This window comes from Pigmentiphaga sp. YJ18 (genome assembly GCF_038066655.1).
Classification (GTDB): Bacteria; Pseudomonadota; Gammaproteobacteria; order Burkholderiales; family Burkholderiaceae_B; genus Pigmentiphaga.
Map to the genome: position 1 here is coordinate 1,404,794 of NZ_JBBUKU010000001.1, position 26,663 is coordinate 1,431,456.

Here is a 26,663-nt window from a genome sequence, read left to right on the forward strand (position 1 = left end):
GCAGCCGTTTCAATCGACGCGCACGCCGGCGTCCTTGACCACCTTCTTCCATTTGGGCGACTCGGACGCGATCAGCGCGGCGAATGCCTCGGGCGTGCTGCCCACCGCTTCCACCCCCTGTTCGGCCAGCTTCTTCTTGACGTCCGGCGCCTGGACGACCTTGGCCAGTGCGGTGCTCAGCCTGTGGACGATTTCGGACGGCGTGCCGGCGGTCGTCATGATGCCGAACCAGGGCGTGACGTCGAAGCCGGGCACGCCCGACTCCGCCACCGTGGGCACGTCGGGCAGCATGGGGGAGCGCCGGGCCGCCGGCATCGCGAGCGCCTTGAGCTTGCCGGCCCGGATATGGGGCAGGGCCACGGCCATCTGCAGGAACATCAGCGAGACCTGTCCGCCCAGCAGGTCGGTCGTGGCGGGGCCCACGCCCTTGTAGGGCACGTGCAGCAGGTCCACGCCCAGGTCGGATTCCAGCATCTCCATGGCCAGGTGCGCGCCGCTGCCGTTGCCCGGCGATGCATAGGCGATCTTGCCCGGAGTCTTGCGCGCGGCGTCGAGCAGTTCGCGGAAGTTGCCGACCGGCAGGGACGGGTGGGCCACCAGCACCATGGGCGACCACACCAACTGGCTGACCGGCGCGAAATCGCGGTCGGGGTCATAGGGCAGCTTGTCGTAGAGCGCGCTGCGCAGGGTGACGTCGCGGCCGGTGACGAAGAGGGTGTAGCCGTCCGGCGCGGCGCGCGCGACGAAGTTCTCGGCAATGGTGCTGCCGCCGCCGCCCTTGTTCTCGACGATGACCTGCCAGCCTTCGTCCTCGCCCAGCTTCTGGCTGACCAGGCGCGCCAGGATGTCGGTGAAGCCGCCGGGCGGATGCGGGACGATAAGGCGTATCGGCTGGTTCGGGTAGGCCGGTGCCTGCGCCAGCGCGGGGGCCGCGCATCCGGCGATCAGCGTGGCGATCAGGGATCTCGTGAACATGGTGCTCTCCTCCTCGTCTTGTATGAGGGCGCCCTTCAATGGGTCGCCGAAAGGGACGTGCGGACCTCCACCAGCGCCTGCCGGCGTTCGTTGCGGATGACGTCGATCGCCCGTTCGAGCGCGCCGGCAAGCCGGGCGCCGTCCTCCACCACTTCCACGTGGGCACGGCTGGCGGCCGCCACCATCGAATAGGACGGAGAGGGTTCGAGCGACGTGAGCGGCATGGCTGCCGCCCGCGCGGCGTGGCCGTCCCGATGCACGCCCAGCGTGGAGCGGCGCACGGCGTTCCACATGCCGTTGTTCTTGACGATGGTCAGGATGGGCAGCGCCTGCGCCTCGGCGATCTGGTGGCAGGCGACGGGGTTGGCGAACACGTAGGAGCCGTCGCCCACGCACGCCACCACGAGCCGGTCGCGGTCGGCGAGCTGCGCGCCCAGGGCGGCAGGCATGCCCCAGCCCAGCGCGCCGGAATAAGGCGTGAAGAAATAGCGGTTGGGACCCTTGAGGTCCATGTAGTCCGGCACGGTGCCAAGTTCGCTGAAGCAGAGGCCGTCGTCGCCGAGCACGTCGGACACGCAAGCGGAGATGTAGGCGCCGGAGACCGGCTTGCCGCCACCGCGCAGGGCCTCTTCGCGTGCGTGCTGCCGGCGCTGTCCGGACAGCCGGGTGTAGTGGGCCCGGCGCCGCTCCACCTCGGCCGTCGGCGGCGGCAGGGCGGCCAGCAGGGCATCCAGCCCGGCGGCGGTATCGCAGCAGATCGCGAGATCGGTCTGGAAGCTGCGCACGGGCTGCCGTCCCGCCAGCGGATCGGGACCCAGGTGCGCGATGCGCTTGCCGGGGCTCGGGCGATGCAGCCGTTCCACCCAGGGCGTGGAGGCGTCGACGACCAGGATGACGTCGGCCGCCTCGAGATGGTCGCCGGCGGCATGGCCCAGCATCATCGGGTGGGACGAGGGCATGACGTTGCGCACCGGCATGATCTCGATGACGGGAATGGCATGGGCCTGCGCCAGCCGGGCCAGCGATGCCCCCACCTTGCCGGCCGGATCGCCGCGTTCGGCCACGATCAGCGGACGTCGCGCCTGCGCCAGCCATTGCGCGAGTTCATCGATGGCGGCCGGATCCGGGTGCGGGGCCGTGGGACGGGCCACCGGGAACGGTTCGAAGCGCACGCCCGGCGGCAGGGGGTCGAGCAGCGGTTCGCGCGGAAAGCCCAGGAAGACCGGTCCGCGCGGTTGCGCCATCGCCAGCGCGGCCGCCCGGGCGACCAGTCCGCACGCCTGTTCGGGATAACGCAGCTCGTATTCCCACTTGACCAGCTCGCGCACCATGGCGTGCTGGTCGTACAGCTCCTGCCCGTACTGCACGGGAGTCAGCCGCGCGCCGTCGCGTCCATGCTCGGTCAGCGGCGTGCGCCCGGCCAGCAGGAACACCGGCACGTTGTCGCTGTGGGCGTTCAGCAGGCCGCACAGCGCATTGGCCATGCCCACGTTCACGTGGACCATCACGGCCTGCATGCGGCCGCTGGCCAGGTAATGGCCGTGCGCCATTCCCATCGCGGCGGTCTCGTGCATGCAGGTGACGGGCACGGGCACGGCGTCGCGCAGCCGGGGGTTGGCCAGCGCCTCGATGATGGGGGCGAAGTCGTTGCCGGCATTGGCGAACAGGTAATCGATGCCGCTGGCCTTCAAGGCCATCAGCAGGGCTTCGGCCGCCGTCGTGTCCTGCTCGATCCGCATGCTGGCTCCTGTCGGGTGGGGCATGGCCCGCGATGTCAATCCTGTTTCCAGACCGCGAAGGCCATGCCGCAGCCCGTCCCCGCGGGTGTCCGATAGCACGGTTCGTAGGCCTGCCACGCAAAGTCCAGGTGCTCGGCCGCGCCCGCCGTGGTGATCCAGTTGCGGATCTCGGAAGATCCCGAGTTCAGGCGAGCCGGATCGATGCCGGCCAGCGCGGCCGCGTCCTTCTCGGCGCAGGCGCGCAGCACCAGGTGGTCCAGATCCTCGTCCACCGTGAAATGGCTCAATCCGCCCGAGGCGACGATGCCGACGCGGGCCGGCGTGTCCCAGCTGTCGACCGCGCGCGCGATGGCCCGGCCGAGTTCATAGCACCGGCGCGGCCGGGGCTGGTTGGGCGGGTAATAGGTGTTCAGGGAAATCGGCAGCATGGGAATCGGCCGCGCCGGCATCAGGCGCCGGTGCACGAAGCCGAAGGCGTGGCCCTCGCCATGGGCCTTGGCCAGGTGGCGGGAGGTGCTGAGGTCGAAGTCCTCGTCCATCAGGGAGCCGATGAGATGCCGGCCCAGTTCGTGGGCGACGGGATACTCGCGCGGCGTTTCGTCCTCATGGTATTGGGACCGCGCGTGGCGCCAGAACGGCGGGGCGTCCGCCGGCATGGACAGCGGCCGGTTGGCGATGGTCTGCCCCCAGTAGACCAGGATGGCCGGCAGGTTTTCCTCGCCGTACTGTTCGTTCTGGTCGTCGCCGATCACGATCAGCGCGTCCAGCGCCGCGGCCTCGATCGTGCCGGCCAGGCGGCGGATGTGGGCGTCGCAGGCGGCGGCCTTGCGCGTCAGCTCGTCCGGCTCGAGCGCCCGGGCCAGGCTGTCGCCGCGGCGCGCCAGCAGCGCGTCGTAGCTGACCGGCCGGCCGTCCAGGTCCAGCAGCTTGCGGCCGGCCAGGTCGATCGCGCCATGCTTGGCGTAGTCCTCGGCGGGACTGTTGAGCATGGGGCTGTGTGAGGATCCGATACCCAGGACGATTCTTGCCATGGCCTGCGTCGCGCCTTGCTAGGGGAACAGGCGCCCAGTGTAGGCAGGCGCATCGGCGCGGGATAACGGATTCTTTGTATAGGCCTTAGCAAAAAAGCAGATAGAACGGCGAAGCTAGTTGCCCGCGGGCCCCGTGGCCGCCCGCCGGAAATTGCCCTCCAGCGTCTCCAGCGTTCGCAGCAGCGCATCCAGCTCCTTCTCCGACAAGCCCTGCAGGACCTCGTCGAGGAAGGCGGCCCGCCGGGGCATGGCTTCGTCCACCACTTCCTGCCCCGCCGCGGTCAGGCTGACGTTGGTCTGGCGGTTGTCCTGGGCATCCACCTGCCGCGCGAGCCAGCCCAGTTGTTCCATGGCATGGAGCAGCCGCGTCAGCGACGCCGGATCCAGGCGGCAGCGCTCGGCCAGGAGCTTCTGCGGGCAGGTGCCGTGCTCGGACAGCGTCAGCAGGATGCGCCAGCGCGGCAGCGCATGGCCGATGCGGCCGCTGAAGCCCGCCTGCATGGCGCGGTAGGTCTGGCCCAGGCGCTGGATGACCTGCAGGCCGCGCTGTTCGCGGTTCACGATTCGTCCCCGGAGGCCGGCTGCTTGCCGCGCTCGGGGCGCACGATCTGGATGGCCGGCACGCGCCGCACCAGCCACAGCCCGACCAGGGCGATCAGCACCGCCAGGATCTGGCCGTTGTGAATACCCGAAACCAGGGCCTCGCGCACGTGCTCGAGCAGTTCGGTGGCCTGGCCGCCATGCTGGGCCAACTGCTCGGCCAGCGTGCGCTGCGCTTGCGGGTCCACCAGGACCTGCGGGTTGTGCAGCTGCGGCAGCCATTGCAGCGCGTTCTCCGACTGCAGCACGTCGGTGACGCGCCACAGGTAGCTGTGCGAGACGATGGTGCCCACGATGGCCGTGCCCAGCATGCCGCCCACCATGCGCGTCGATTGCAGCGTGGCGGTGGCGATGCCCAGGTGGGTGCGATCGGCCGTGTGCTGGGCGAAGATCGTCAGGTTGGGCATGGTGAAGCCGATGCCTATGCCGGCCAGGAACATGTAGAACGCGAAGAGTGCGTGCGGCGTGTCGTGGTGGGTGGTGACGACCCCCAGGCAAGCCAGCGCCAGCGTGGAAAAGCCCGCATACAGCATGCGGTTGGGCTTGTCGATGTGGCTGATGATGCGGCCGTTCAGGATGCTGCCCACGGTGATGCAGGCGGCCATGGGCGTGATGAGCAGGCCGGCCTCCTGGGGCGACAGCCCGAAGCCGCCCTGCAGCAGCAGCGGCGCGTAGAACATCAGCGCGAAGATGATGAAGCCGACCAGCGTCGCCAGCACGAACAGCACGGCCAGCGCCGGGTTGCGGAACATGTCGATGGGCAGCAGCGGCTGCGGGCAGCGCTGTTCCCAGAAATACAGGCCGGCGAACGCGGCCAGGCTGCCGGCCCCCAGCAGCAGCACGGTGGTCGAGGCGGCGCCCTTGGGCAGGAGTTCGACGACCATCTGCAGGCAGCCCAGCGCCACCGCGATCAGCAGCGCGCCGGGCCAGTCGAGCTGAATCTTGCCGGCCGTGTGGTGGCGGATTCGGGGCAGGAAGCGCGCCACGAACAGGATCCCCAGGAGGCCGACCGGCAGGTTGACGTAGAACACCGATCGCCAGCCGTACTGCTCGGTCATCACCCCGCCCAGCGAGGGGCCGATGGCGTTGGCGATGCCGAAGGCCGAACTGACGATGATCTGCCAGCGCAGGCGCACGCGCGGCTCGGGGAACAGGTCGGGGATGCACGCGAACGCACACCCCACCAGCATGCCGCCGCCTATGCCCTGCAGGCCCCGCGCCACGACCAGCCACAGCATGCTGGTGGCCGCGCCGCACAGCACCGAGGCCGCCGTGAAGACGAAGATGGCGGCGATCACGAACGGCTTGCGGCCGTAGTAGTCGCCCAGCCGGCCGAAGATGGGCACGGTGATGACGGACGGCAGCAGGTAGGCGGTGGCCACCCACGCGTACAGGTCGAATCCCCGCAGTTCGGCCACGATGGTGGGCAGCGCGGTGCCCACGACGGTCTGGTCGATGGCGACCATCATCATGACGAAGCACATGCCGAGGACGGCCATCAGCGATTGCCGGAAGGGCAGGACCTGGCCTTCGGAATGCTGGGGAAGCGTGGACATGGGAAGATGCCAAAATCATTGATTGATCAATGATTGTAGTCCTCCCGGCGTTTCGGGGCAGCGCCGCCGGGTCGCGGCAGGCATGGGAGCTTTTTTGTTTAACATGGACCAGGACGTCTTCCGAGGACTTTCCATGCCGCTTTCCGAATCCGACCTGCAGGAACTGGCGCGGGCCCGGCACCTGCTGGAGCACCCGGGCATCGCCGCGCGCATCGCGGGGATCGCCGGCAAGCCCATCGAGCGCACGCTGGCCGCGCTGCCGGACCGGGTGTCGTCGATGATCGACGAGATCGCCCGCCGCTCCATCAGCAAGGCGCTGGACGTGGCGGTCAGGACCATGGATCCGACCCGGCCGGCGGCCGCCGCCGACTGGTGGCACAAACTGGCGGCCGGGGCCTCGGGCGCCGCGGGCGGCGCTTTCGGCATGGCGGGGTTGGCCGTGGAACTGCCGATCTCGACCACCATCATGCTGCGTTCCATCGCCGACATCGCCCGCAGCCAGGGCGAGGACCTGAAGACGCCGGAATCGCGGCTGGAGTGCCTGCACGTGCTGGCGCTGGGCGGTTCCTCGAAGTCCGACGACGCGACCGACGCCGGCTACTTCGCCTCGCGCGCCGCGCTGGCGCAGGCCATCGCCTCGGCCAGCCAGTACCTCGCGCAGCATGGCACGGCCAAGGGCAGCGCGCCGGTGCTGGTCCGGCTGATCTCCGAGGTCGCCTCGCGCTTTTCGATCGCGGTGTCCGAGAAGGCGCTGGCCCAGGCGGTGCCGATGATAGGAGCCATCGGCGGCGGGGCGATCAACGCGCTGTTCATCGATCATTTCCAGGACATGGGGCGGGGCCACTTCACCGTGCGGCGATTGGAGCGCGTCCATGGGACCGACGCCGTGCGCGAGGCGTACCTGGCGCTGCCGCGGCGTTGACCCCGTGCGGGCGCGGTCGAAACAATCGGGTCCGCCAGACGTATCAGTCTGTTAACGCCATGCGCGCTCATGCATGGCGAGCTACGATGGCCCCTGTGCCGGCACAGCGCCGGCGTCTTCAGCGAGAATCGCCATGAACGCCTCCTCTTCCCTGTCAGACGAACTGATGTCCCAGCTGCAAGGCGCCCCCCTGCAGCAGCTCGCGCAGCAACTGGGCACGGACACCGCCCAGACCCAGCAGGCCGTGGGCGCCGCGCTGCCCCTGCTGCTGGGCGCGATGGGCAACAACGCGGCCCAGCCGCAGGGCGCCCAGGCGCTGTTCGGCGCGCTGCAGGACCACGGCGGGGGCGGCGGCCTGGAAGGCATGCTGGGGTCGCTGCTGGGCGGCGGCAATGCGGGCGCGCAATCGGATGGCGGCGCCATCCTGGGCCACATCTTCGGTGCCGGGCAGCAGCGCGCCGAGGCTGGTCTGGGCGAGGCCACCGGCCTGGGCGGCGGCAATGCCGCCAATCTGCTGAAGATGCTCGCCCCCATCGTGATGGCCTTCCTGGCGCAGCGCGTGCAGTCGGGCGGCATGACGCCGGACAGCCTAGGCAACACGCTGGGCCAGGAGCGCGATGCCGCGCGCCAGCAGGGCGGCCTGGGCGGCGGCCTGCTGGGTTCGTTGCTCGACCAGAACGGCGACGGGCAGGTAGGCCTGGAGGACCTGATCAAGATCGGCGGCAGCCTCCTGGGTGGCCGGCGCTAGCATGCATACGCTACCGATACGCCAGCACATCGTCGATCGCGTCGTCGCCCGGCGCGGCCGCGTCCACCTGCACGAGCGGCTTGATCCGGCCAGGACCGCCCTCGTTGTCATCGACATGCAGCCCACCTTCGTCGCTCCAGGCAGTCCGGCCGAGGTTCCCGAGTCCCGCTCCGTGGTCGGCAACATCAACGCCCTGGCCCGCGTGCTGCGCCGCCGGGGCGGGTTGGTCGTGTGGGTCACGCACGCGAACCTGCCGGTGGGGCAGGGATCGGACTGGTCCGGTTTCTACGACCATTTCGTGGCCGCCGACGTACGCGCCCGCACCATCGAGGCGAACGCCCCGAGGCCGGTGTCCGAGGCGCTGTGGCAGGGCATGGAGCCCGCCCCGGGCGACGTCCACCTGGCCAAGAACCGCTACAGCGCCCTGGCGCACGGTTCGTCCGGGCTGGAGCGGGTGCTGCGCAGCGCGGGGATCACCCATCTGCTGATCGCCGGCACCAAGACCAACATCTGCTGCGAGTCCACCGGCCGCGACGCCATGATGCTGGACTTCTTCCCCATCATGGTGGCGGACTGCCTGGCGGCCCTGTCCGACGAGGAGCACCGGGCGGCGCTGGAGACCTTCGTGCAGAACTTCGGAGACGTGCGCGAGGTCAGCGAGCTCGAGGGCCTGATGGCGTGAGCCCGCGCGAGCGGTCCGCCCGCTCGCGCACGGCCACGCATGCCATCAGCCAGGCCGCCGTGACGGCGAAGGCGGCGATGACGTCGCTCAGGTAGTGCACCTGCAGCATCACCCGGCTGTAGCCGACGCTGGCGATCAGGCCGGCCGCGAACATGGCCATGGCCTGGCGCCACGCCGGCGGCGCCAGGCCCGCCAGCAGATAGGCCAGCATGCCGTAGACCGCCATCGCGCCGGTGGCGTGTCCGCTGGGAAAGCTCCACCCCAGTTCCTGGGTGAATCCGTGCAGGTGTTCGGGGCGAACCCGCTGGAAAGCGCCCTTGAGCAGCACGTTCAGCCCCGCCGCGCCCAGCGTTCCCGCCAGCCAGAGCACCGCGTCGCGCCCGCGGCGGCGCCACAGCAGCAGGGCCAGCACGACGGTGCCCAGCCCCAGCAGGAAGTCCCGGTCGCCAGCCACGGTCAGCACGGCCAGGAACCGCAGCCACGCCGGCGAGGCCCGTTCGGCCAGGGTTTCGGCCAGGGTCTTGTCCAGGACCACCAGCCGTGACTCGGTCACGACGTTGGCGGCGATGAGTCCGAACACGGCAACGCCGCCCACGATCAGCGCCGCCATCACGCGCGACCGGCGTGCCGGCGAGACCCGGCTCGCGTCCAGCAGTCCGCCCACCCACAGGCCGAGCGCGCACGCGCCGGCCAGCCAGGCGAGAAAGGCAAGACCGGCATGGCGGCCGGCGATCAGTTCCAGGGTTGTCATCGTGCGATCTCGCGTCCGTACGGCGTCATCACCTGCCGGCAATGGCCGCATTGCCTCGCGCCGATGGCGGGAGAGGCGCCCGCCTTCTACAGTGCTGCGATCGGGCGCGCACCACGATACATGACAACAACGGAGACGGCACATGATCCGAGCGTTCTGGCACGGCCTGACGGCGGCCATTCTTCTGGCACCGCTCGCCCCGGCGGTGGCCGCTTACCCGGAACGGCCGATACGGCTCATCGTTCCTTTCGTGGCGGGCGGTTCGATCGACCGCGTGGCGCGCCTGCTGGCCGAGCGCATCCAGGCCCGGGTGGGGCAGCCGGTCATCGTCGACAACCGGACCGGCGCGACCGGCAACATCGGCACCCAGGCCGTCGTGGCGGCGCCGCCGGACGGCTATACGCTGCTGATGCAGACCTCGGCGCTGGCCATCACCCCCTGGTTGTCCCGGCTGCCGTTCGACGTGGAGCGCGACCTCGTGCCCGTGACCCGCATCGCGCGCACCCCCTATGCGCTGGTCGTCAGGGCGTCCCTGCCGGTGGATTCGTTCGAGGCCTTCGTGGCCTATGCGGCGGCCCACCCCGGCAAGCTGACCTGTTCGAGCTACGGCGTGGGATCGCCGCCGCACCTGGCGCTGGAACTGATCAAGCAGGCGGCCTCGGTCGATATCGTCCACGCCCCGTACCGGAGCTTCTCGCAGGCCGCGCCCAGCCTGGCGTCCGGGCAGCTCGACTGCGGCATCGACACACCCACGAACGTGCAGCCTCTGGTCGGCACGGGCACCGTCCGCGTGCTGGGCGTGACCTCGGCCGAGCCCTTTTTCCTGTTCCCGTCGGCCCAGCCCATGGCTGGCCGCTATCCGGGCACGGAGGTCGAGGGCTTCCAGCTGCTGTTCGTCGCCAAGGGCACGCCGCCGGACATCGTGGACCGCATCCACGCCGAGTTCGCCCGCGCCCTGCGCGATCCCGAGGTCGGGAAACAGCTCGGGGCCATGGGCTTCGTGCCGGTGGGCGACGACCCCCGCTCGGCGGCGGCCGGTTTCGCCAAGGACTACGCGCGTTTCGGGCGGGTGATCAAGGAGCGGGGCATACGCGCCGAGTGAGCCGTGCGCTGCCTTGGGGCCTGTGCGAGGCTCCTTTTGGCGCGAACAGGCCCTAGTGGACGGAGACCGTCCACGCCGGGCCGGACCGGGCCACCGCCACGCGCAGGACGATGAGCGGCGACGTATCCCCCGCTTCGCCGCGCGGCGGGCCCGCATCCACCTGGACGGTGCGGATCACGCCGTGGTCGGCGGTGGCGACCTGCAACATCGCCTGCCTGCCCGCGGGCGCCGCATAGTTGTTCAAGCCCACGCTGAAGATGCCGGCCTGCAGGCGCTGCGGGTCGCAGGTCGCGTGATAGTGCTCCGGACCATGGCCCGCGGTGTTGTCCAGATCGAGGGTGCCGCTGGCGCCGACGCGCGCGCCATAATGGACGTGGTCGCCGCCCGGCTCCATCACGTGGAGGTCGATGTCGCCTTCGCCGTCCCAGGCCAGCGTGGCGGTGAAGTATCCCGGGCTGGCCCGGGGTTCGGGGGTCTTCAGCGCCAGCAGGCCGTCGGCCATCAGGGTACCGGCGGAGGACCGGCCGTTGCGGTCAGCGTCGAGATAGGTCTCGATCAACTGATGGCCGGAGGCATCGCGGGCCGAAGGCGGGATCCAGAGATTGGGCGGCGGCGGGGTGCCTGGCACCACGCCGCGCAGTGCCGCGATGACCATGTCGTTGCCTGACAGCAGGTGCGGGCCACTGGTACGGGCCGAGGCGGGCGCGAGGTGGACGGCCGCGAGCGCCGCCGGATCGGGCAGGGTCCGGTAAGCGGCGTTCAGGAAGAAGTTGCCCTGCGAATGGCCCACCAGCAGGACGCCCCGCCTCAACGCATGCAGCGCGCGCAGGCGCAGCCGATGGGCGGCGTAGTCGATCCCGGTGGGCGGGTCGGCCGCGAACGAGGTGGCCTGGGCAAGCAGGCGCGCGTTGCGCGCCTCGGTCAGCGCGACGGCGGTGTCGTAGGCGCGAGGCAGCACGGCGGCTATCCGGCGCCAGCCGTTCTGGCGGCCATCGACGATTTCCCAGAACAGCTCCCAGCGCTGGCGCACGGCGTCGTCGAGTTCCGCGGCGCGCTGCGCGAAGACCTCGACCAGGTCTTCGATGCCCTGGCGCCTTCCACGCTGCAATCCGCTGGCGTTGTAGAACACCTCGGCCCCGATGGCCAGCGTGGCGCGGGCCGGGTGCGGGCGCAGCGCCTCGTCCAGCGTGGCGAGCAGGGCCCGCGCGCCCCCGGCGGCGGCGTCGGGCGTGTTCCAGACGCCGTTGAAGAAGGCCAGGGTGTGGGTATGGGCCGGGCACAGGCTCGTTGCCCAAGCACCCTGCGCCAGCAGGCTCGCCGCCGCCAGCAGCGCCCGTGCGAATTGGCGCGGTGTCTTATTCATCGCAGCCGTCTCCGGCGGGCAGCGACAGGATGGCGCCGTCCAGCGCGGCGGAGTAGTCGAGATAAGCCAGGACCCGGGCCTGGGTGTTGGCGGACATCTTGCGCATGTCGGCCACGGCGTCGGCCCCTTCGGTGCTGGAGCCGCTGCGCGCCATCACGCAGGACACGCCCCGGGTGGTGCGCCAGGCGGCCTCCTGCGCCGCGACGGAATCGCCTCGGGCCAGCAGGGCATCGCGGAAGGACCGGGCGAGCTGCCTGAGCGCGTCCTGCCGCGCGGGCGCCCCGCCCTGGCGCGCGATCCACGCATCGATGTCGTCGCGCACGCCGTTGCCGTCGGCATCGGGACCGCCCAGGTCCTCGGAGCGATCCAGCACGGGAAGTTCGCCCTGGCGTTCCAGGTCGGCGATGGAGCGGGCCTGCCGCGGGGCGGGATCTTCGCCGCCGCAGGCGGCAAGCAGGAGCAGGCAGGGGGCCAGGATGGCCCGGTGGCGTGGTGTCATGGCGATCCCCATGCGTGGCGTTCCTTCGCCCGCATGGCGAAGGCGTCCCGGCCGATGCGGCGTGGGCGAGGTGCCATTAGGCCGGGACCCGCGCACGCGCGGAGCGTGGACGCGGCAATTTGTCCGTCGGGGGTGGCGCGTAGGCGGCGCTTTGCCAAGCCGCGCCGATCGCGCCACACTTGCGTCGGGTTTCGTTTTTCCAGGCATGTCCGAACATGACAAGATCGCATCGCATCCGGCTGGCCGTACTGTCCGCGTGGCTGGTGCCGGCAAGCGCGGCGTACGCCCAGTCGTCCCTGACCCTGTACGGCGTGGTCGACGCCGGCATCTACCGCCTGGCGCGCGGCGCCACCTCCATCGGCAACATCCAGCGCAGCTACTGGGGCATCAAGGGGATGGAGGATCTGGGCAATGGCTATACCGCCCTGTTCCATCTCCAGTCCCGCTTCGAGATAGACACCGGCCGCCTGGAGGCCAGCGGCGGCGCTCCCCTGTTCTACGGCGAGTCCACGGTGGGGATGAAGGGGCCCTTCGGCCAGTTGCGGCTGGGGCGGGCCATGACGCCCATGTGGGCGCTCGATTGGCAGTTCGACCCCTGGTACAACTTCGACCGCGTGGCCTCCATCGCGTGGCAGATCTATCACCCGGCGTACCGGACGGATCCCTATCGCAACGGCCCGCTGGGCGACTACAACCGCGCGAACAACGGCGTGTTCTACGACTCGCCGGCGGCGCGCGGCTGGTCGGTACACCTGGCGGCCAACGGCGAGCGCAGCAAGGTGCCCGACGCGAACGGCACGGTCGAAAGCAGGCGCGGGCTGGCGGCCGGAATCAACTACGACGACGGCGCGGCGACCTTCCTGCTGTCCGCCGAACGCAACAGCGTGAACGACAAGACCTATTTCGTCGGCCTGGCCTACGGGTCGGGTCCGACGCGGGTCATGGCCTCCGCCAACCTGACCGACCTGACGGCGGCCAGCCAGGTGTTCCTGGGCGAGAGCCGCCGGCGCCGCACCAGCGCCATGCTGGCCGCCTCCCACCGCATCGGCGCGGCCACGTTCAAGGTCGGCGTGGGCCGCGACTTCCAGGGCTACGGCCGCAGCGGCGCGACGAACTACGTCAGCGCCGGCGTCTCGTATGCGCTGTCCAAGCGCACGCAGGTCTACGCCGGGCTGGGCCACGCACGGCCGTCCAGCGAAGGCAGCCGGACCAACGTCGGCATGGGCGTGAACCATAGTTTCTGAGGACACCGCTGTCGCCAGGCGTTACAGACGTCCCGGCGCGGCGCCCCTACCATGGCTGCGACGTTCAAGGAGCCTCGATGGCAGGAAGCAGCTTCTTCGCCTTGCTCGACGATATCGCGTCGGTTCTGGACGACATCTCGTTGATGACCAAGGTCGCCGCCAAGAAGACGGCGGGTGTGCTGGGCGACGATCTCGCCCTGAACGCGCAGCAAGTGACCGGCGTGTCGGTGAACCGCGAGCTGCCGGTGGTATGGGCGGTGGCCAAGGGCTCGCTGCGCAACAAGGCCATCCTGGTGCCGGCGGCGCTGCTCATCAGTGCCTTCGCGCCATGGGCGATCCTGCCGCTGCTGATGGTGGGCGGCGCCTTCCTGTGCTTCGAGGGCGCCGAGAAACTGGCGGAGAAATTCCTGCCCGGGCACGACAAGGAGGCCCGGCACGATGAGCGGCGCAAGGCGCTGGAGGACCCGGGCGTGGACATGGTGGCCTTCGAACGCGACAAGATCCGCGGCGCCGTGCGGACCGACTTCATCCTGTCCGCCGAGATCGTCGCGATTGCCCTGGGGACGGTGGCCGGCGCGGGTTTCGGCACGCAGGTGGCCGTGCTGGTGGGGATCGCGCTGCTGATGACGGTGGGGGTCTACGGCATCGTGGCCGGCGTGGTGAAGCTGGACGATGCCGGGGCGTACCTGGGCGCGAGGCGCTCCGCGCTGGCCCGCGCGGTGGGGCGGGGCATCGTCGGCGCCGCGCCGTTCCTGATGCGCAGCCTGTCGGTCATCGGCACGGTGGCGATGTTCGCGGTGGGAGGCTCCATCCTGACGCACGGGCTGGACCCGGTGCACGGCGGCATCGAACGCCTGGCGCATGCGGCGGCCGGCCTGCCGGCGATCGGCGCCGTCGCGGCGGCGGTGCTGCCCGTGCTGCTCAACATCGCGTTCGGCGTGGCCGCCGGAGCGCTCATCGTGCTCGTCGTCGAACTCGTCCGCAAGCTGCTGCGGAAATAGCGGCGGGCTACGGTGCGGCGGCCGGCGTCTCTTGGTTCTCCACGCGGAATCGCAGCATGCCTATCATCTGCCCGGCGTTCGTCACCACCTTGACCTGCCAGCGGCCGCGCACGTCGGCGGGGAAGTTCTGCTTGTGGGTCCAGGCCCGGTAGCCTTCCTTGCGCCCGCCGCGTATGTCCAGCGCGATGCGATCCACCTCGTGCCCGTCGTGCAGCCAGACGTGGTAGATGTGTTCCTCCAGGCCCAGTGGAGCATTGATCGCGGTATAGGCGTAGATGCCCTGGTCGCGCATCTGGGCGGGCGTCACGGTGCGCAGGCGCTCGCCGGCCTTCATGTTGAGGCTGTCCATGCTGGTTGAAATGGCGACCTCGGTCAGCCACAGCGTGGCGGGGGGGACCCACAGTCGCAGCAGCCATCCGCCGGAGCCGAGCGCCAGCATCAGCGCCACGACCGCCCATTTGCGCCAGCGGGCTTCCAGCGGCACCAGCTCGGCCAGCGTGGGAAAGGACAGCAGCACGGCGACCGCCAGCGCGAGCTTGTAGCTGTTGCCCGTCGGGATGTGCAGGACCAGGGGCAGCGCGGTCAGCAGCACCGCGAACAGCGTGAAGGTGTGATACGTCAGGAACACCCAGCGGCGGGTCGACAGCCACCGGAAATACAGCGGATCGACCAGGGCCACCAGCGCGGCGGCGCCCACGAGGCCGGTGAACAGGGCCTGGCCGCTGTTCCAGGTGGTGGCGGTGTACAGGAAGGGCAGCACGAAGAACAGGCCTTCCTGGTGGATCATCTGCGTGCCGTAGCGCAGCACCGGTATCGGTATGGTCCAGCCGAAGCGCCGTGCGATGCGCCGCCGCAGCGCCCGCTCGAGCATCAGCCAGAGCCAGCTCAGCAGCATCACCGCGGCGATCACGCGGGCAAAGGCCTCGTGGCGCTCGACGGTGAAGAAGCTGACCACCCCGGAAGCGAAGCCGAAGGCCGCGATGGTGCCGGGGTAGCGCTGGGCCAGCGCGATGAGTCGAAGGGGGATGGTCTTCCAGATAGGCACGGTAAAGCCAGCCGGGCATGTAAAAAATGCCGGGTGCCACTCATGTTAGCACCGGCGGAACGTCGCTTCGCGCGGTCCGCCCGGTGCCGTGCCAGCCCCTTCCCGGACCCCGGTCAGGGGGCGACCTGCACCATCCAGGTCACGCCGAAGCGGTCGGTCACCATGCCGAAGCGCGACGAGAAGAAGGTGGGCCCCATCGGCGCGATCACGGTGCCGCCCTCGCCCAGGGCGGCGAACTTGCGTTCGGCGTCGGCGTCGTCGGCCACGCTCAGCGCCAGCGAGACGCCCTTGAATTCGGCCGGGCCCTTGCACATGCCGTCCGATCCCATCACGACGGCGCCGCCGATCTGCAGCGACATGTGCATGACCTTGTTTTCCGACCCCGGCGGCGGTGCGCAATTCTCGTCATCGCCCGAGGCCGGCGGAGCGTCCTTGAAACGCAGCATTATCGTGACCTGGGCGCCGAGCGCCTTGGCGTAGAACTCGGCCGCTTCCTCGGCCCGGCCTTCGAAGAACAGATAGGGCTGGATGTGCATGACGGTCTCCTCGTCTGACTGCTGGATGAAGGGGGGGGAGGTGAAAAATTGTGGACGCTGTACACATAAGTTATCAGAGATAATGTACAGTGTCCACATGGAGTTCCCATGACCAGCGCCGTTACCCCGCCCGCCTCGCGCAGCACCTACCGCCACGGCGACCTGCGCCGCGCCCTGCTGGAAGCGGGCATCGAGCTTGCCCGCCAGGGCGGCCCGTCGGCGATCGTGCTGCGCGAAGCCACCCGCCGCGCCGGCGTCGTCCCGAACGCCGCCTACCGCCATTTCGCCAGCCGGGAAGACCTGCTGCTGGCGGTGCGGGCCGCCGCGTTGTCCGAGCTGGCAAGCGCCATGGAAACCGAACTCGACAAACTGGACGGCAACAGCCCGCCCGCCGACTACGCCCGCGCCAGCCTGCGCGCGGTGGGCGCGGGCTACCTGCGTTTCGCCTGGCTGGAGCCCGGCCTGTTCCGCACCGCTTTCGCCCCGGCCGACGGGCCGCTGAAGGTACCTCCCGCCGACAAGGCCGGCCGTGGCGGGCTGGATCCGTTCCAGTTGCTCAGCGCCGCGCTGGATCGCATGGCGGCGGCGGACCTGCTGACGCCGGAGCGGCGCCACGCCGCCGAATACCTGGCATGGTCGTCCGTCCACGGGTTGGCCATGCTCGTGATAGAAGGGCCGCTGCGCGGCTTCGGTCCCGCGCAGGTGGAAGCGGTAAGCCAGCGGCTGCTGCAGATGGTCGAGAAGGGCTTGTAGTAGGGCCTCGTTCAGTAACCGGGCAGGCTCAGGCTGCCCTTGTCCGAAAACCGCGTCGTGCCGAACATGCCGCCCGACAGCTTGCCGCGGACCACATAGGGAATGTTGTCCAGGCTGGAGCCATCGGCCAGGCCCAGTGCCTGCCGGATGGCGCTGAGCGCGGACACCGATACCGGTACTGTCAGCACGGTTTCGCCGAAGCGGGGCACGCTGCCGCGCTCGTTGCTGACGCCCGTGGCGAAGCGCTTGCCGTTCAACTCCAGCTCCAGCGCGGCGCCGTCGTAGTCCACCGCGGAGTCGTTGGGGTTCTGGACCCGCAGCTTGACCGCCATCCGCATCTCCAGGCCCTGGCCTTCCAGAGGCTCGATGCCGGCGACCTGCACGTTGAGCGGGTCGCGGCCGGGCAGGCTGGCGCAGCCGGCCAGCGCCAGGGCCAGCAGGCCGGCCAGGGCGGCCCGGCGCGGCGACGAAAATCCATGGAAGAAAGGGTGCATGATCGGTGCCCGTGAAAGCCGCGTAGCCTTCATCTTAGAAACGTGGTGCACGGTCCGCAAAACTTGTTACCTCTTGCGGCAAGCCCTGCAAGCGCCGCGTCACGGGCCCTGGAGGCAAGCGAGCTTGTCCGGGTTGCGCATCAGGTAGATGTTCGATACCGCGCCGTTCTCTCCATAGGCGAAGGTCAGCGCGCCGATGACCACGCCGTTCTCGCGCAGCAGCACGCCCCTGGCGCCGCTGATGTCGGCCACGATCCAGTCCATGCCCTGCCAGAACCGTATCAGGCCGCGTTCGACGAAGCGTATCACCGACACCTTGCCCATCAGTTCCTGTTGCAGCGTGATGGCCTTGCCGCCGCCGTCCGACGAGAAGCGGACGTCGTCCGACAGCAGCGCCGCCAGCGGCCCCGTGCCATGGCCGTTGATGGCGTCCTGGAACGCCGACAGCAATTGCTCCTGGCGTTCGGCCGGCGTGGCGTGCCGGACCTTGCTGGACTCGATGGCCTCGCGCGCCCGCGAGACCAGCTTGCGGCAGGCGCTTTCCTGCATGCCCAGCGTGGCGGCGATGTCGGGGTAGGGCGTGTCGAATATCTCGTGCAGCAGGTACGCCGCGCGCTCCTTGGGCGTGAGCCGTTCCAGCACCAGCAGGAAGGCCGTGGTCAGCGACGAGGCCAGTTCCAGCCGCGACTCCGGCGTGTCGTCCTCGCGGGTATGGATGGGTTCCGGCAGCCACGAACCCACGTAGTCCACCCGCGTGCGGTGCGCCGCGCGCAGCATGTCCACGCACAGGTTGGTGCAGATGCTGGTCAGCCACGCCGCCGGATTCGCGATCGCGCCGCGATCCGCCTGCATCCACTTGATGAAGGTTTCTTGCACGGCATCCTCGGCATCCGCCCGCGTGCCCAGCATGCGGTAGGCCAGCCCGAACAGGAACCGCCGCCGCGCCTCGAAGGCCTCCGTCCCATCCCCCGCCATCATGTCCATGGGGCACCACTGGTCATTTGCCGCGTTTCATCTGCCTGGCGTCCCATCAGTGCATCGACACCTGGAGCCGGTTCCAGAGGTTGATCATCGCGATCGTGCTGGTCAGCACGGCGATTTCCTGGTCCGAGAAGTGTTCCCGCAGCCGGGCGCGCAGCGGGGCGTAGTCGGCCTTGCGGTCGAGCACGGTCAGGGCCTCCGTCCAGGCCAGGGCGGCTTTCTCGCGCTCGGTGAAGTCGCTGACGTGCTCCCAGACGACCAGGCGGTCCAGGCGCTCGCTGGTCTCGCCGTCCTCCCGGGCTTCCCGGATGTGCATTTTCACGCAGAACGCGCATTGGTTGATCTGCGAGGCGCGCAGGACGACGAGGTGGTGCAGCAGGGGATCCAGGCCCTGTTCGCGGATCTGCGCCTGCGCGGCGGCGAAAGCCTGGTAGACGGACGGAAGCCGGGCGGCGGTATTGACGGGCGAGGCGTTGCTCATGGCGATCTCCAAAAAAGGGGTTTACGCCTGTATGACGAGCGAGCCAGCCGGTTTGTGACGTCTGCGCGCGACGGCGCCCGAGATCCCGAACCAGGCGGTTCAATTGTCCTATTGACAGGTCAATAGAATAAATGTGAAATGACTCGAAAAAATCCGATAACCCAAGCGAGGTAGCGTGTGAGCACCGGGACCCCCGAGCAGGTCATTATTGTAGGCGGCGGCCCCGTGGGCCTGGTCGCGGCGATGCGGCTGGGCCATTACGGCATTCCGGTCGTGGTCGTGGAAGCCGAGGAACAGGTGTCGCGGGCCTTGAAGGCCTCCACCTTCCATCCTCCCACGCTGGAAATGCTGGACGAATACGGTATCACGCCCGGGCTGATCGAAGCCGGGCTGGTCGCCCCCACCTGGCAGGTGCGCATGCACGAGACGGGCGAGTTCGCCGAATTCGACCTGTCGGCGCTCAAGGACGAGACCGCCCACCCTTATCGCCTGCAGACCGAGCAGTGGAAACTGTCCGAGCTGCTGCTGGCCCACATCCGGGAAAAGCTGCCGGCGGTGCGGGTGCTGATGGGGCATCCATGCGTGGCGGTGTCGCAGGACGAGGATTCGGTCCGTGTCACGGTGGAGACGCCCGGCGGCGAGCGCCAGGAACTGACGGGGCGCTACCTGATCGCGGCCGATGGTGCCCGCAGCACGGTGCGCACGGCGCTGGACCTGAGCTTCGAGGGGCATACCTTTCCCGAGACCACGGTGCTGGCCACCACCCGGTTTCCGTTCCACGAGCACATTCCCACGCTGTCCTACATCAACTACTGCTGGGCTTCGACCGGCACCTTCAGCCTGTTGCGGCTGCCTGGCCTGTGGCGGGTCAGCCTGTATCCCTGGGAAGGCGAGTCCATCGACGATGCCCTCCAGCCCGAATCCATCCAGAGAAAGCTCCAGCACGTCCTGCCGCGAGAACAGGCCTACGACGTGATGGAGATCCGGCCCTACCGCATCCACCAGCGGGTCGTGAACAACTATGTCAACGGCCGTATCGTACTGGCCGGCGATGCCGCCCACATCAACAGTCCCAGCGGCGGCATGGGCATGAACGGCGGCATCCACGACGCCTTCAACCTCACGGACAAGCTGCGCCGCATCTACGCGGGCGAAAGCGATGCGCTGCTGGGCCAGTACGAGCGCCAGCGGCGCCCGATCGCCATCAAGCACGTGCTGCAGCAGTCGGGCCGCAACCGCGCCCGCATGCAGGAGCGCGGGGAAGCGCAGCGCCGCGCGACGCTGGAGGACTTGAAGCGCAAGGCGGACGATCCTCGCCTTGCCCGCGAGTACCTGCTTGAAACATCGATGATCCTGAGCCTGCGCGAAGCGGCCGCGATCGAGTAGGCGCAGCGCCATGAGCCAATCCATGCAAGCGGGATTCCCTATCCGCGAACAGGTAACGAGTTTCATCGAGGGGCGCTACACGCGCTTGGCCGGGCACGAACTGCCGGTAGTCTTCCCCGGCGACGCGCGGCGCATATCGACCCTGGTCGAGGCGCCGGCGGACGAGGTCGACGCGGCGGTGCGGTCCGCCCGGGCCGCTTTCGAAGACGGACGCTGGCGCAGGCAGCCGGTCGAGGCCCGGCAGGCCGTGATGCGCAAGGTGGCCGACCTGGTCGACCAGCACCGCGACGAACTGGCCTACCTGGAATGCATGAATTCCGGCATTCCCATGCGCCATCTGCAAAAGGGGCAGATTCCCCGCACCGCCTACAACTTCCGTTTCTTCGCGGAGTTCCTGGGCCAGCATGCCGAGAAGCTGCATGGCCAGACGGACGGGTACCTGACCCTGGTGCTGCGCGAGCCGGTGGGCGTCGCGGCGCTGATCGGCCCGTGGAACGCGCCGCTGGCCCTGACGTCGATGAAGATCGCCGGCGCCATCGCGTTCGGCAACAGCTGCGTCTGCAAGCCGTCCGAGGTCACGCCGCTGGCGGTCGCGCGCTTCATGGAATTGCTGGTGGAAGCGGGCGTGCCGCCGGGCGTCGTCAACCTGGTCAACGGCCGGGGCGGCGTCACGGGCGAAGCGCTGGTGGCGCACCCGCAGGTGGACCTGGTGTCCTTCACGGGCGGCACGCAGACGGCGCGGCGGATCTCGGCCAGCGCCGGCGAAGGGCTCAAGCCCCTGTCGCTGGAGCTGGGCGGCAAGTCGGCCAACATCGTCTTCGAATCGGCCGACCTGGACCGCGCGGTGGATGCGGCGCTGGTCGGCATCTTCTCGAACAACGGCCAGCAGTGCCTGGCGGGCTCGCGCATCCTGGTGCAGCGTACGGTGCTGGAGCGCTTCGTCGAGGCCTTCGCGCAGCGTGCCCGGAAACTGCGCATAGGCAGCCCGCTGGACCCGGCCACCGAGATCGGTCCCCTGGCGTTCCAGGCGCATCGGCAGCGGGTGGCCGGCTACGTGGACATCGCCCGTGCCGACGGCGCGCAACTGCTGTGCGGCGGCGCGCCGGTCGAGGCGCTGGAGCCGGGCTTTTATTTCCAGCCGACGGCGGTGCTGGCGCGGGACAACACCGCGCGCGTCTGCCGCGAAGAAATCTTCGGCCCCTTCGCGACCATCGTGCCGTTCGATACGCAGGACGAGGCCTACGCCATCGCCAACGACAGCGAGTTCGGCCTGGTGTCCTATGTGTGGAGCGACCATCAACCCACGGTGATGCGCGCGCTGTCGGAGATCCGGGCCGGCATGGTGTGGATCAATACGCCCATGACGCGCGACCTGCGAGCGCCTTTCGGCGGCATCAAGGCCTCGGGCTACGGCCGCGAGGGCGGCGAGTCCAGCATGAAGTTCTATACCTTCGAAAAGACGGTCATGCTGCCCACGGTGCCGCCATCGATCCCTCGCATGGGTATATAAAAAACGGCGCTTTCTGGTGAAAGCGCCGTTTTCTTGTCGGCCTAGGGTTGCTGCCGCGCGAGGCGTTCGCGCCAGTGGTCGCCCCGCAGCCAGGGCTCCAGCGGCGCGGGCCGGCCGTCCACGGCCGAGACGCCCATCCAGGCCAGGCACAGCATGCATGACAGCACCGGCACGCGCGACCGGGCATTCGCCGCCAGCAGCGGGGCCAGCGTGGGCATGCCCGTGCCCAGCATCAGGATGGCGTCGGTGTCGTCGCGGGCCAGGTCGTCCAGCAGCGCGCCGGCGGCGTCCGCCTTCATCGAATAGATGGGATGGAACTGCGTGTGGTCCATGGCCGCCGACGCCACCCGCGATACCGTGAAGCCCTGGGATTCCCAATAGGCCTTGCTGGCGGCGGTCAGTTCGGCGGGATAGGGCGAGGCCAGCGCGATCCGGCGGGCGCCCAGCTGCTTCAACGAGGCGACCACCGCGGTGGCCGCGGTGAAGGCCGGTACGCCGCGCTCGCGCTCGATGCCCGCCAGCACCTGTTCCTCGCGTTCGCGGCCCACCAGGTAGGAGGCGCCGGTGCAGCCCACCGCGACCGCCTTGATGGGCGCGTTGGCGAACTGGTCGCAGGCGGTGTCCAGCCTGTCCACGTAATCGACCAGCCGCGCCTCGATGGTGGACTTGTCGCTCATCAAGCGGGCATTGATGTGGGCGTAGCCGGCCGGAAGCAGGATGAAGTATTCCGGTTCGACCGTGGTGTTGGCCTGCGGGGTCAGCAGGCCGATGAGCCCCTTGGGTGCGTATTCGACGGCCATGCGGACTTCAATCCAGCTTGATGTTGGCGGCCTTGATGATGGGCGCCCATTTGCGGTCTTCGTCGTGCAGGAATTTCACGAACTCGGCCTGCGGGGCACCGACGGGAGTAAGCCCCAGGTCGGACAGCTTGGTGCGGATCTCGGCGTTGGCCATGACCTTGCCCAGCGCGGCCTGCAGCCGGTCGACGACGGCGGCGGGCGTGCCGGCGGGCGCCGAGACGCCGAACCAGGCCTCGCCCACCGTGCCCGGCACGATTTCGTCCATGGTGGGCACGTCCGGGAAGGCGGCGACGCGCTTGGGTCCGCTGACCGCCAGGATGCGCACGTTGCCAGCCTTGGCCTGGGTCGAGGCGACCGACATGTTGTTGAAGATGGCGTCGAGCTGTCCGCCCAGCAGGTCGTTCATGGCCGGCCCGGTGCCCTTGTAGGGTACGTGGGTCATGTCCAGGCGGGCCTTTTGCTTGAGCATTTCGCCGGTCAGGAAGCCGGCCGAGCCTACGCCCGCCGAACCGTAGTTGTACTTGCCGCCGGCCTGGCGGGCCAGTTCGACGAATTCCTTGAAGTTCTTCGCCGGATGGCTGGTGCGCACGATGAGACCGTTGGGAAAGGTGCCCAGCAGCATGATGTGCGTGAAGTCGCGGAACGGATCGTAGGGGATCTTCTGGCCGAGCAGCGGCCCGGTGGTGATGGCCGCGCCGTTGGTGATGACCAGCGTGTAGCCGTCGGCGGGCGCCTTGGCGCCGAGGTCGGTGCCGAGGATGGAGCCCGCGCCGCCCTTGTTGTCGACGATGACGGACTGGCCGACCTGCTCGGCCAGCGCGCTGGCGACGAGGCGGCCGATGACGTCGGTCGAGCCGCCCGGACTGAACGGCACGATCAGCTTGATGGGGCGGTCCGGGTAGGTTTGCGCATGGACCGTGAACGAGGCCGCAGCCAGGCCCAGGGCCAGGACTGCACGGCGGCAGATATTCAGCGCGCGGGGGTGGGCGCGGTGTTCCCCTGTACTATGATGGCGCATGGCAGGACCTGAAAGAATATGAACGACGCATGTGGATATTCCGTCAGGTTTCGCCATCGAGTCAAGCTAAATTGTTCTATTGGACAGACAATAAGACAGAACCCCAGTCTATGCAGCAAACCTTGCCCCTGCCGAAGTACCACAGCGTATACCTGGTGTTGAAAGAAAGGCTGCGCGATGGCCTGTACGACCAGCGCGTGCCCGGCGAACTGGAGCTGATGGAGGAGTTCGCCGTCTCGCGGGCGACCGTTCGCAAGGCCCTGGAGAACCTGACCCAGGAAGGATTGATCGAACGATCGGCTGGCCGCGGGACGCGGCGTTTGCAGCCTCCGGGCCAGGCGGGGCAGCAGGCCTCGCCCGCCCACCGGATGGCGGGCCTGCTGGACAACATCATCGCCGCCAGCCTCGACACGACGGTCAAGGTCATCGAGCACGAGTACGTCCCCGCGACCGGACCGGTGGCGCAGATGCTGCAGATCGAGCCACGCAGTCAGGTGCTGCGGGCGGTGCGGGTGCGCAGCACCAAGGCGGGGCCCGTGTCGTTCATCACGACCTGGGTGCCGCGCGAGTTCGCCCATAACCTCGGGCGCCGGCAGCTCGGGCGCAAGGCCATGCTGGTGCTGATCGAGGAATCGGGCGTGGAGATCGGCCGGGCCCGGCAAAGCATTTCCGCGCGCCAGGCCGATGCCAACGTGGCGGCCCTGCTGGGCCTGCCGCTGGGAGCGGCCCTGCTGTCGGTCAGCCGCGTGGTCTACGACGTGAAGGATCGCCCGGTGCTCTGGCTGCAGGGCCTGTATTGCCCTGACCGCTACGAGTACGAGATGGAGCTGTCGCGGGTGGGCAACATCGATGCCAAGGTCTGGGTCAGCAAGGATTTCAACGCCTACATGCGCTGACGTGGCGCGCCGGGTATCCGGCGCGCCACAAATACGAACACAAGAACCCGAATCAAATGTACTATTGTTAGGACAATAGATAGCAGGAGCCCGGCAGGGCTCTTCGAGGATTTCGGGTGACAGCTTGATTACACCGCCGGATGAACGCCGGACGCTGGCGCAGAAGCTGATCGCGCGCGCGTCGGGACGCGCCAGCGTGCGCGTGGGCGAGATCGTGACCTGCAAGGTCGATCTCGCGATGTTCCATGACTCCTCGGGACCGAGGCGGCTCAAGCCCATGCTGGAAGAGCTGGGCGCGAGCATCTGGGACAAGTCGCGCGTGGTGCTGGTCATGGACCACTACGTGCCCGAGCGCGACGAGGATTCCCGCAGGATCGTCCGCATTGCGCGCGAATGGGCGCGCGAGCAGGATCTGCCGCACGTCTACGACAGCCAGGGCATCTGCCACGTCGTGGTGCCGCAGGGCGGGCACATCCTGCCCGGCATGTTCTGCGTGGGAGGGGATTCGCATTCGCCCACGGGCGGCGCGTTCGGCGCCTACATGTTCGGCATCGGCTCGACCGAGATGCTGGGCGTGGTCGTGACGGGCGAGATCTGGCTGCGCGTGCCGGACACTCTGCTCATGCACTGGTCCGGCACCCTGGCCGAAGGCGTCACCGCCAAGGACATGATGCTGCACATGCTGGGCCGCTTCGGCATGAACGGCGGCGCCTACCAGGCCGTGGAGTTCTGCGGGCCGGCGGTGCGGGCGCTGGGCATGCAGGAACGCATGACGCTGTCGAACATGAGCGCCGAGCTGGGCGCCCAGGCCGGCCTGATCGCGCCCGACGACGTCACGGCCGAATGGCTGGCCGCCACCGGCGCCAAGGTGCCCGACCTGAGCGGATGGCATACGGACGAAGGGGCCGCCTGCACCCGGTACGACTTCGATGCCGGCGCGCTGTCGCCCATGGTGGCCGCGCCGCACAGCCCCGCCAATTCGCGGCCGGTGGACGACTATCGCGGCGTGCCGGTCCACGTGGCCTATGTCGGCGCCTGCACGGGCGCCAAGCTCGACGACCTGCGCGCCGCCGCGTCGGTGCTGCGGGGGCACCGGGTGGCGCCGGGGGTGCGGCTGATCGTCGCGCCGGCCAGCCTGCGCGACCAGGACGCCGCGCGCGACGAAGGCGTGCTGCAGGTATTGATGGACGCCGGCGCCGAACTCTTTCCGACCTCCTGCGGCGCCTGCTCCGGCTACGGCAGTCCCATGGGGGACGACGTCACGGTCATCTCGACCACCGCGCGCAACTTCAAGGGCCGCATGGGCTCGCCCACCGCCCAGGTCTACCTGGGTTCGCCCTATACCGTGGCCGCCTCGGCATTGCGCGGCGTCATCAGCGATCCCAGGGAGGTGCTGGCATGAGCGGGACCACGCATCGTGTCTGGAAGCTGGGACAGGACATCGATACCGACCTGCTGGCGCCCGGCTACGTCATGAAGCACGGTATCGACGTCATCGCCAGTCATTGCCTGGAGTCGGTCCGGCCCGAGTTCGCCGCCGCCGTGAGGCCGGGCGACGTCGTGGCGGCGGGGCCGGGCTTCGGCATCGGTTCCTCGCGCGAGCAGGCCGCGGCGGCGCTGGTGCGCCTGGGCGTGGCGGCGGTGATCGCGCCGTCCTATGGCGGCCTGTTCTTCCGCAATGCCTTCAACGTCGGGCTGATGCTGTTGACCTGCCCGCAGGCGGAGTCGCTGGACGAGGCCGCGCAGATCGAGATCCGGTTCCATGAGACGCCGCAGGTGGCGACCCGGGACGGCCGGGTGCTCGAATGCGAGGCCATCCCGGATTTCCTGGTCGACATGGCCCGCAGCGGCGGCCTGCTGAACCAGTTGCGCAGGCGCCTGGCCGGGAACGGTCCCGACACTTCTTCCACCGGACATCGATCGTGATGACGAACGCATCCTTTCCCGCCGACCCGGCGCGCACCGCGCTGCTGATCGTCGACCTGCAGAACGACTTCCTCGCGCCCGACGGCGCCTATGCGAGGGGCGGGGCCGTCAGCGCCGCCGCGGCCGTACTGCCGCCGCGCGTGGCGGCAGCGGCGCGCGCGCTGAAGGCGGCCGGCGGCCTGGTGGTCGCCAGCCAGTTCACGTTGTGGCCCGACGGCCGCGGCGAGCCGATGATCGCCCCGCACCTGGCGGCGCTGCGGCCGTTCCTGCGCAAGGGCGACTTCGCGCCGGGCAGCCGCGGGCAGGCCAATGTCGCCGAACTGGATGGCCTGGTGGACGTGTCGGTCTGCAAGGTGGCGTACTCCGCCTTCTTCAATACGCAGTTGGACTGGGTGCTGCGCCACGCGGGCATCGATACGGTGGCCGTGTGCGGCATCGTCACCAACGGCGGCGTGGCGAGCACGGTCCGCGACGCCCACATGCGCGAGTACCACGTCGCCGTGCTGGCGGACGGTTGCGCCGCCTTTCGCGAGAAAGTGCACGCCACGGCGCTGGCCGACATGGCGGGCATCGCCGACGTGATCGATTGCCGCAGCTTCGAGCGCGGCCTGGCCGCCTGAAGGA

At 69.2% G+C, this 26,663-nt stretch carries 28 protein-coding genes; 13 read left to right on the forward strand and 15 right to left on the reverse strand.

What is annotated here, in order from left to right:
- Positions 1-9: 9 nt before the first annotated feature.
- From WKR98_RS06870 to WKR98_RS06890, 5 genes are all read right to left on the reverse strand, one after another.
- Positions 10-975, reverse strand: coding sequence for a tripartite tricarboxylate transporter substrate binding protein (locus WKR98_RS06870; protein WP_341432442.1), 966 nt, complete (start codon positions 973-975; stop codon positions 10-12).
- A 35-nt stretch (positions 976-1,010) separates the two neighbouring features.
- The gene (locus tag WKR98_RS06875; protein ID WP_341432443.1) at positions 1,011-2,714 is read right to left on the reverse strand and encodes a thiamine pyrophosphate-requiring protein; all 1,704 of its coding nucleotides are present in this window, start codon (positions 2,712-2,714) and stop codon (positions 1,011-1,013) included.
- Between the two features lie 35 nt (positions 2,715-2,749).
- Positions 2,750-3,745 carry a DODA-type extradiol aromatic ring-opening family dioxygenase gene (locus WKR98_RS06880; protein WP_341432444.1) on the reverse strand — a complete coding sequence of 332 codons (996 nt, stop codon included), beginning with the start codon at positions 3,743-3,745 and terminating at the stop codon, positions 2,750-2,752.
- Between the two features lie 114 nt (positions 3,746-3,859).
- Positions 3,860-4,306 carry a MarR family winged helix-turn-helix transcriptional regulator gene (locus tag WKR98_RS06885; protein WP_124687430.1) on the reverse strand — a complete coding sequence of 149 codons (447 nt, stop codon included), beginning with the start codon at positions 4,304-4,306 and terminating at the stop codon, positions 3,860-3,862.
- Positions 4,303-5,901, reverse strand: coding sequence for an MDR family MFS transporter (locus tag WKR98_RS06890; protein WP_124687431.1), 1,599 nt, complete (start codon positions 5,899-5,901; stop codon positions 4,303-4,305). The genes WKR98_RS06885 and WKR98_RS06890 overlap by 4 nt, the downstream gene beginning before the upstream one ends.
- Positions 5,902-6,034: 133 nt before the next feature.
- On the opposite strand from WKR98_RS06890, the gene WKR98_RS06895 reads away from it, so the two are divergent.
- The 3 genes from WKR98_RS06895 to WKR98_RS06905 all read left to right on the forward strand — a co-directional run bounded on the left by WKR98_RS06895 (position 6,035) and on the right by WKR98_RS06905 (position 8,253).
- Positions 6,035-6,823 (forward strand): EcsC family protein, encoded by a 789-nt coding sequence (locus WKR98_RS06895; RefSeq protein ID WP_341432445.1) that lies wholly within the window; start codon positions 6,035-6,037, stop codon positions 6,821-6,823.
- A 133-nt stretch (positions 6,824-6,956) separates the two neighbouring features.
- Positions 6,957-7,571: a DUF937 domain-containing protein gene (locus WKR98_RS06900; protein WP_124687433.1), complete on the forward strand. Its 615-nt coding sequence runs from the start codon at positions 6,957-6,959 to the stop codon at positions 7,569-7,571.
- 1 nt (position 7,572) lies between these two features.
- Positions 7,573-8,253 (forward strand): cysteine hydrolase, encoded by a 681-nt coding sequence (locus WKR98_RS06905; RefSeq protein WP_341432446.1) that lies wholly within the window; start codon positions 7,573-7,575, stop codon positions 8,251-8,253.
- Here WKR98_RS06905 and WKR98_RS06910 read toward each other — a convergent pair.
- Positions 8,225-9,004 carry a phosphatase PAP2 family protein gene (locus WKR98_RS06910; RefSeq protein ID WP_341432447.1) on the reverse strand — a complete coding sequence of 260 codons (780 nt, stop codon included), beginning with the start codon at positions 9,002-9,004 and terminating at the stop codon, positions 8,225-8,227. The genes WKR98_RS06905 and WKR98_RS06910 overlap by 29 nt on opposite strands.
- A gap of 142 nt (positions 9,005-9,146) precedes the next feature.
- Between WKR98_RS06910 and WKR98_RS06915 the strand changes: the two genes are divergently transcribed.
- Complete coding sequence (locus WKR98_RS06915) at positions 9,147-10,106, forward strand: Bug family tripartite tricarboxylate transporter substrate binding protein (protein ID WP_124687435.1); 960 nt, start codon at positions 9,147-9,149, stop codon at positions 10,104-10,106.
- A gap of 52 nt (positions 10,107-10,158) precedes the next feature.
- Here WKR98_RS06915 and WKR98_RS06920 read toward each other — a convergent pair whose 3' ends face one another.
- Both WKR98_RS06920 and WKR98_RS06925 read right to left on the reverse strand, forming a co-directional pair.
- Entirely contained in the window at positions 10,159-11,469 is a 1,311-nt protein-coding gene (locus WKR98_RS06920) for a YfaP family protein (RefSeq protein ID WP_341432448.1), read from the reverse strand.
- A complete protein-coding gene (locus tag WKR98_RS06925; protein WP_124687437.1) occupies positions 11,462-11,968 on the reverse strand; it encodes a hypothetical protein in 507 nt (168 codons plus the stop codon). Before WKR98_RS06925 ends, WKR98_RS06920 begins: the two co-directional genes overlap by 8 nt.
- Before the next feature lie 215 nt (positions 11,969-12,183).
- On the opposite strand from WKR98_RS06925, the gene WKR98_RS06930 reads away from it, so the two are divergent.
- Positions 12,184-13,212 (forward strand): porin, encoded by a 1,029-nt coding sequence (locus WKR98_RS06930; protein WP_341432449.1) that lies wholly within the window; start codon positions 12,184-12,186, stop codon positions 13,210-13,212.
- 77 nt (positions 13,213-13,289) lie between these two features.
- The gene (locus WKR98_RS06935) at positions 13,290-14,213 is read left to right on the forward strand and encodes a DUF808 domain-containing protein (RefSeq protein ID WP_341432450.1); all 924 of its coding nucleotides are present in this window, start codon (positions 13,290-13,292) and stop codon (positions 14,211-14,213) included.
- A gap of 7 nt (positions 14,214-14,220) precedes the next feature.
- Here WKR98_RS06935 and WKR98_RS06940 read toward each other — a convergent pair whose 3' ends face one another.
- Positions 14,221-15,258: a DUF5924 family protein gene (locus WKR98_RS06940; protein ID WP_341432451.1), complete on the reverse strand. Its 1,038-nt coding sequence runs from the start codon at positions 15,256-15,258 to the stop codon at positions 14,221-14,223.
- A 113-nt stretch (positions 15,259-15,371) separates the two neighbouring features.
- Complete coding sequence (locus tag WKR98_RS06945; RefSeq protein ID WP_341432452.1) at positions 15,372-15,794, reverse strand: VOC family protein; 423 nt, start codon at positions 15,792-15,794, stop codon at positions 15,372-15,374.
- Positions 15,795-15,902: 108 nt separating this feature from the next.
- Here WKR98_RS06945 and WKR98_RS06950 point away from each other — a divergent pair, with 108 nt between their 5' ends.
- Positions 15,903-16,547 carry a TetR/AcrR family transcriptional regulator gene (locus tag WKR98_RS06950; protein ID WP_341432453.1) on the forward strand — a complete coding sequence of 215 codons (645 nt, stop codon included), beginning with the start codon at positions 15,903-15,905 and terminating at the stop codon, positions 16,545-16,547.
- A gap of 11 nt (positions 16,548-16,558) precedes the next feature.
- Here WKR98_RS06950 and WKR98_RS06955 read toward each other — a convergent pair whose 3' ends face one another.
- From WKR98_RS06955 to WKR98_RS06965, 3 genes are all read right to left on the reverse strand, one after another.
- Complete coding sequence (locus WKR98_RS06955) at positions 16,559-17,041, reverse strand: LEA type 2 family protein (RefSeq protein ID WP_341432454.1); 483 nt, start codon at positions 17,039-17,041, stop codon at positions 16,559-16,561.
- A gap of 99 nt (positions 17,042-17,140) precedes the next feature.
- Positions 17,141-18,025 carry an RNA polymerase sigma factor SigJ gene (gene sigJ, locus WKR98_RS06960; protein ID WP_341432455.1) on the reverse strand — a complete coding sequence of 295 codons (885 nt, stop codon included), beginning with the start codon at positions 18,023-18,025 and terminating at the stop codon, positions 17,141-17,143.
- Between the two features lie 46 nt (positions 18,026-18,071).
- The gene (locus WKR98_RS06965) at positions 18,072-18,503 is read right to left on the reverse strand and encodes a carboxymuconolactone decarboxylase family protein (protein ID WP_124687446.1); all 432 of its coding nucleotides are present in this window, start codon (positions 18,501-18,503) and stop codon (positions 18,072-18,074) included.
- Between the two features lie 177 nt (positions 18,504-18,680).
- Here WKR98_RS06965 and WKR98_RS06970 point away from each other — a divergent pair, with 177 nt between their 5' ends.
- Both WKR98_RS06970 and WKR98_RS06975 read left to right on the forward strand, forming a co-directional pair.
- On the forward strand, positions 18,681-19,889 hold the full coding sequence (locus WKR98_RS06970; protein WP_202865579.1) for an FAD-dependent oxidoreductase: 1,209 nt from the start codon (positions 18,681-18,683) through the stop codon (positions 19,887-19,889).
- Between the two features lie 10 nt (positions 19,890-19,899).
- Positions 19,900-21,399, forward strand: coding sequence for an aldehyde dehydrogenase (locus tag WKR98_RS06975; RefSeq protein ID WP_341432456.1), 1,500 nt, complete (start codon positions 19,900-19,902; stop codon positions 21,397-21,399).
- A 41-nt stretch (positions 21,400-21,440) separates the two neighbouring features.
- Here the strand turns inward: WKR98_RS06975 and WKR98_RS06980 are convergent, their stop codons facing one another.
- The gene (locus WKR98_RS06980; protein ID WP_124687448.1) at positions 21,441-22,199 is read right to left on the reverse strand and encodes a maleate cis-trans isomerase family protein; all 759 of its coding nucleotides are present in this window, start codon (positions 22,197-22,199) and stop codon (positions 21,441-21,443) included.
- A gap of 7 nt (positions 22,200-22,206) precedes the next feature.
- Positions 22,207-23,217, reverse strand: a complete 1,011-nt coding sequence (locus WKR98_RS06985; protein WP_341432458.1) for a Bug family tripartite tricarboxylate transporter substrate binding protein — start codon at positions 23,215-23,217, stop codon at positions 22,207-22,209.
- Positions 23,218-23,327: 110 nt separating this feature from the next.
- Here WKR98_RS06985 and WKR98_RS06990 point away from each other — a divergent pair, with 110 nt between their 5' ends.
- From WKR98_RS06990 to WKR98_RS07005, 4 genes are all read left to right on the forward strand, one after another.
- The gene (locus tag WKR98_RS06990) at positions 23,328-24,113 is read left to right on the forward strand and encodes a GntR family transcriptional regulator (protein WP_192901787.1); all 786 of its coding nucleotides are present in this window, start codon (positions 23,328-23,330) and stop codon (positions 24,111-24,113) included.
- Positions 24,114-24,237: 124 nt separating this feature from the next.
- Entirely contained in the window at positions 24,238-25,515 is a 1,278-nt protein-coding gene (locus tag WKR98_RS06995; RefSeq protein ID WP_341432459.1) for a 3-isopropylmalate dehydratase large subunit, read from the forward strand.
- Complete coding sequence (locus WKR98_RS07000) at positions 25,512-26,039, forward strand: LeuD/DmdB family oxidoreductase small subunit (protein ID WP_124687451.1); 528 nt, start codon at positions 25,512-25,514, stop codon at positions 26,037-26,039. The genes WKR98_RS06995 and WKR98_RS07000 overlap by 4 nt, the downstream gene beginning before the upstream one ends.
- Positions 26,039-26,659 carry a cysteine hydrolase family protein gene (locus WKR98_RS07005; RefSeq protein ID WP_341433818.1) on the forward strand — a complete coding sequence of 207 codons (621 nt, stop codon included), beginning with the start codon at positions 26,039-26,041 and terminating at the stop codon, positions 26,657-26,659. Before WKR98_RS07000 ends, WKR98_RS07005 begins: the two co-directional genes overlap by 1 nt.
- Positions 26,660-26,663: the final 4 nt, after the last annotated feature.

Coding starts and splice junctions, on each gene's coding strand:
- WKR98_RS06920 (WP_341432448.1), bottom strand. CDS start 11,469: ATGAATAAGACACCGCGCCAATTCGCACGGGCGCTGCTGGCGGCGGCG.
- WKR98_RS07005 (WP_341433818.1), top strand. CDS start 26,039: ATGACGAACGCATCCTTTCCCGCCGACCCGGCGCGCACCGCGCTGCTG.
- WKR98_RS06905 (WP_341432446.1), top strand. CDS start 7,573: ATGCATACGCTACCGATACGCCAGCACATCGTCGATCGCGTCGTCGCC.
- WKR98_RS06985 (WP_341432458.1), bottom strand. CDS start 23,217: ATGCGCCATCATAGTACAGGGGAACACCGCGCCCACCCCCGCGCGCTG.
- WKR98_RS06880 (WP_341432444.1), bottom strand. CDS start 3,745: ATGGCAAGAATCGTCCTGGGTATCGGATCCTCACACAGCCCCATGCTC.
- WKR98_RS06875 (WP_341432443.1), bottom strand. CDS start 2,714: ATGCGGATCGAGCAGGACACGACGGCGGCCGAAGCCCTGCTGATGGCC.
- WKR98_RS06955 (WP_341432454.1), bottom strand. CDS start 17,041: ATGCACCCTTTCTTCCATGGATTTTCGTCGCCGCGCCGGGCCGCCCTG.
- WKR98_RS06980 (WP_124687448.1), bottom strand. CDS start 22,199: ATGGCCGTCGAATACGCACCCAAGGGGCTCATCGGCCTGCTGACCCCG.
- WKR98_RS06915 (WP_124687435.1), top strand. CDS start 9,147: ATGATCCGAGCGTTCTGGCACGGCCTGACGGCGGCCATTCTTCTGGCA.
- WKR98_RS06900 (WP_124687433.1), top strand. CDS start 6,957: ATGAACGCCTCCTCTTCCCTGTCAGACGAACTGATGTCCCAGCTGCAA.
- WKR98_RS06870 (WP_341432442.1), bottom strand. CDS start 975: ATGTTCACGAGATCCCTGATCGCCACGCTGATCGCCGGATGCGCGGCC.
- WKR98_RS06990 (WP_192901787.1), top strand. CDS start 23,328: ATGCAGCAAACCTTGCCCCTGCCGAAGTACCACAGCGTATACCTGGTG.
- WKR98_RS06895 (WP_341432445.1), top strand. CDS start 6,035: ATGCCGCTTTCCGAATCCGACCTGCAGGAACTGGCGCGGGCCCGGCAC.
- WKR98_RS06930 (WP_341432449.1), top strand. CDS start 12,184: ATGACAAGATCGCATCGCATCCGGCTGGCCGTACTGTCCGCGTGGCTG.
- sigJ (WP_341432455.1), bottom strand. CDS start 18,025: ATGGACATGATGGCGGGGGATGGGACGGAGGCCTTCGAGGCGCGGCGG.
- WKR98_RS06945 (WP_341432452.1), bottom strand. CDS start 15,794: ATGCACATCCAGCCCTATCTGTTCTTCGAAGGCCGGGCCGAGGAAGCG.
- WKR98_RS07000 (WP_124687451.1), top strand. CDS start 25,512: ATGAGCGGGACCACGCATCGTGTCTGGAAGCTGGGACAGGACATCGAT.
- WKR98_RS06935 (WP_341432450.1), top strand. CDS start 13,290: ATGGCAGGAAGCAGCTTCTTCGCCTTGCTCGACGATATCGCGTCGGTT.
- WKR98_RS06975 (WP_341432456.1), top strand. CDS start 19,900: ATGAGCCAATCCATGCAAGCGGGATTCCCTATCCGCGAACAGGTAACG.
- WKR98_RS06890 (WP_124687431.1), bottom strand. CDS start 5,901: ATGTCCACGCTTCCCCAGCATTCCGAAGGCCAGGTCCTGCCCTTCCGG.
- WKR98_RS06965 (WP_124687446.1), bottom strand. CDS start 18,503: ATGAGCAACGCCTCGCCCGTCAATACCGCCGCCCGGCTTCCGTCCGTC.
- WKR98_RS06950 (WP_341432453.1), top strand. CDS start 15,903: ATGACCAGCGCCGTTACCCCGCCCGCCTCGCGCAGCACCTACCGCCAC.
- WKR98_RS06925 (WP_124687437.1), bottom strand. CDS start 11,968: ATGACACCACGCCACCGGGCCATCCTGGCCCCCTGCCTGCTCCTGCTT.
- WKR98_RS06910 (WP_341432447.1), bottom strand. CDS start 9,004: ATGACAACCCTGGAACTGATCGCCGGCCGCCATGCCGGTCTTGCCTTT.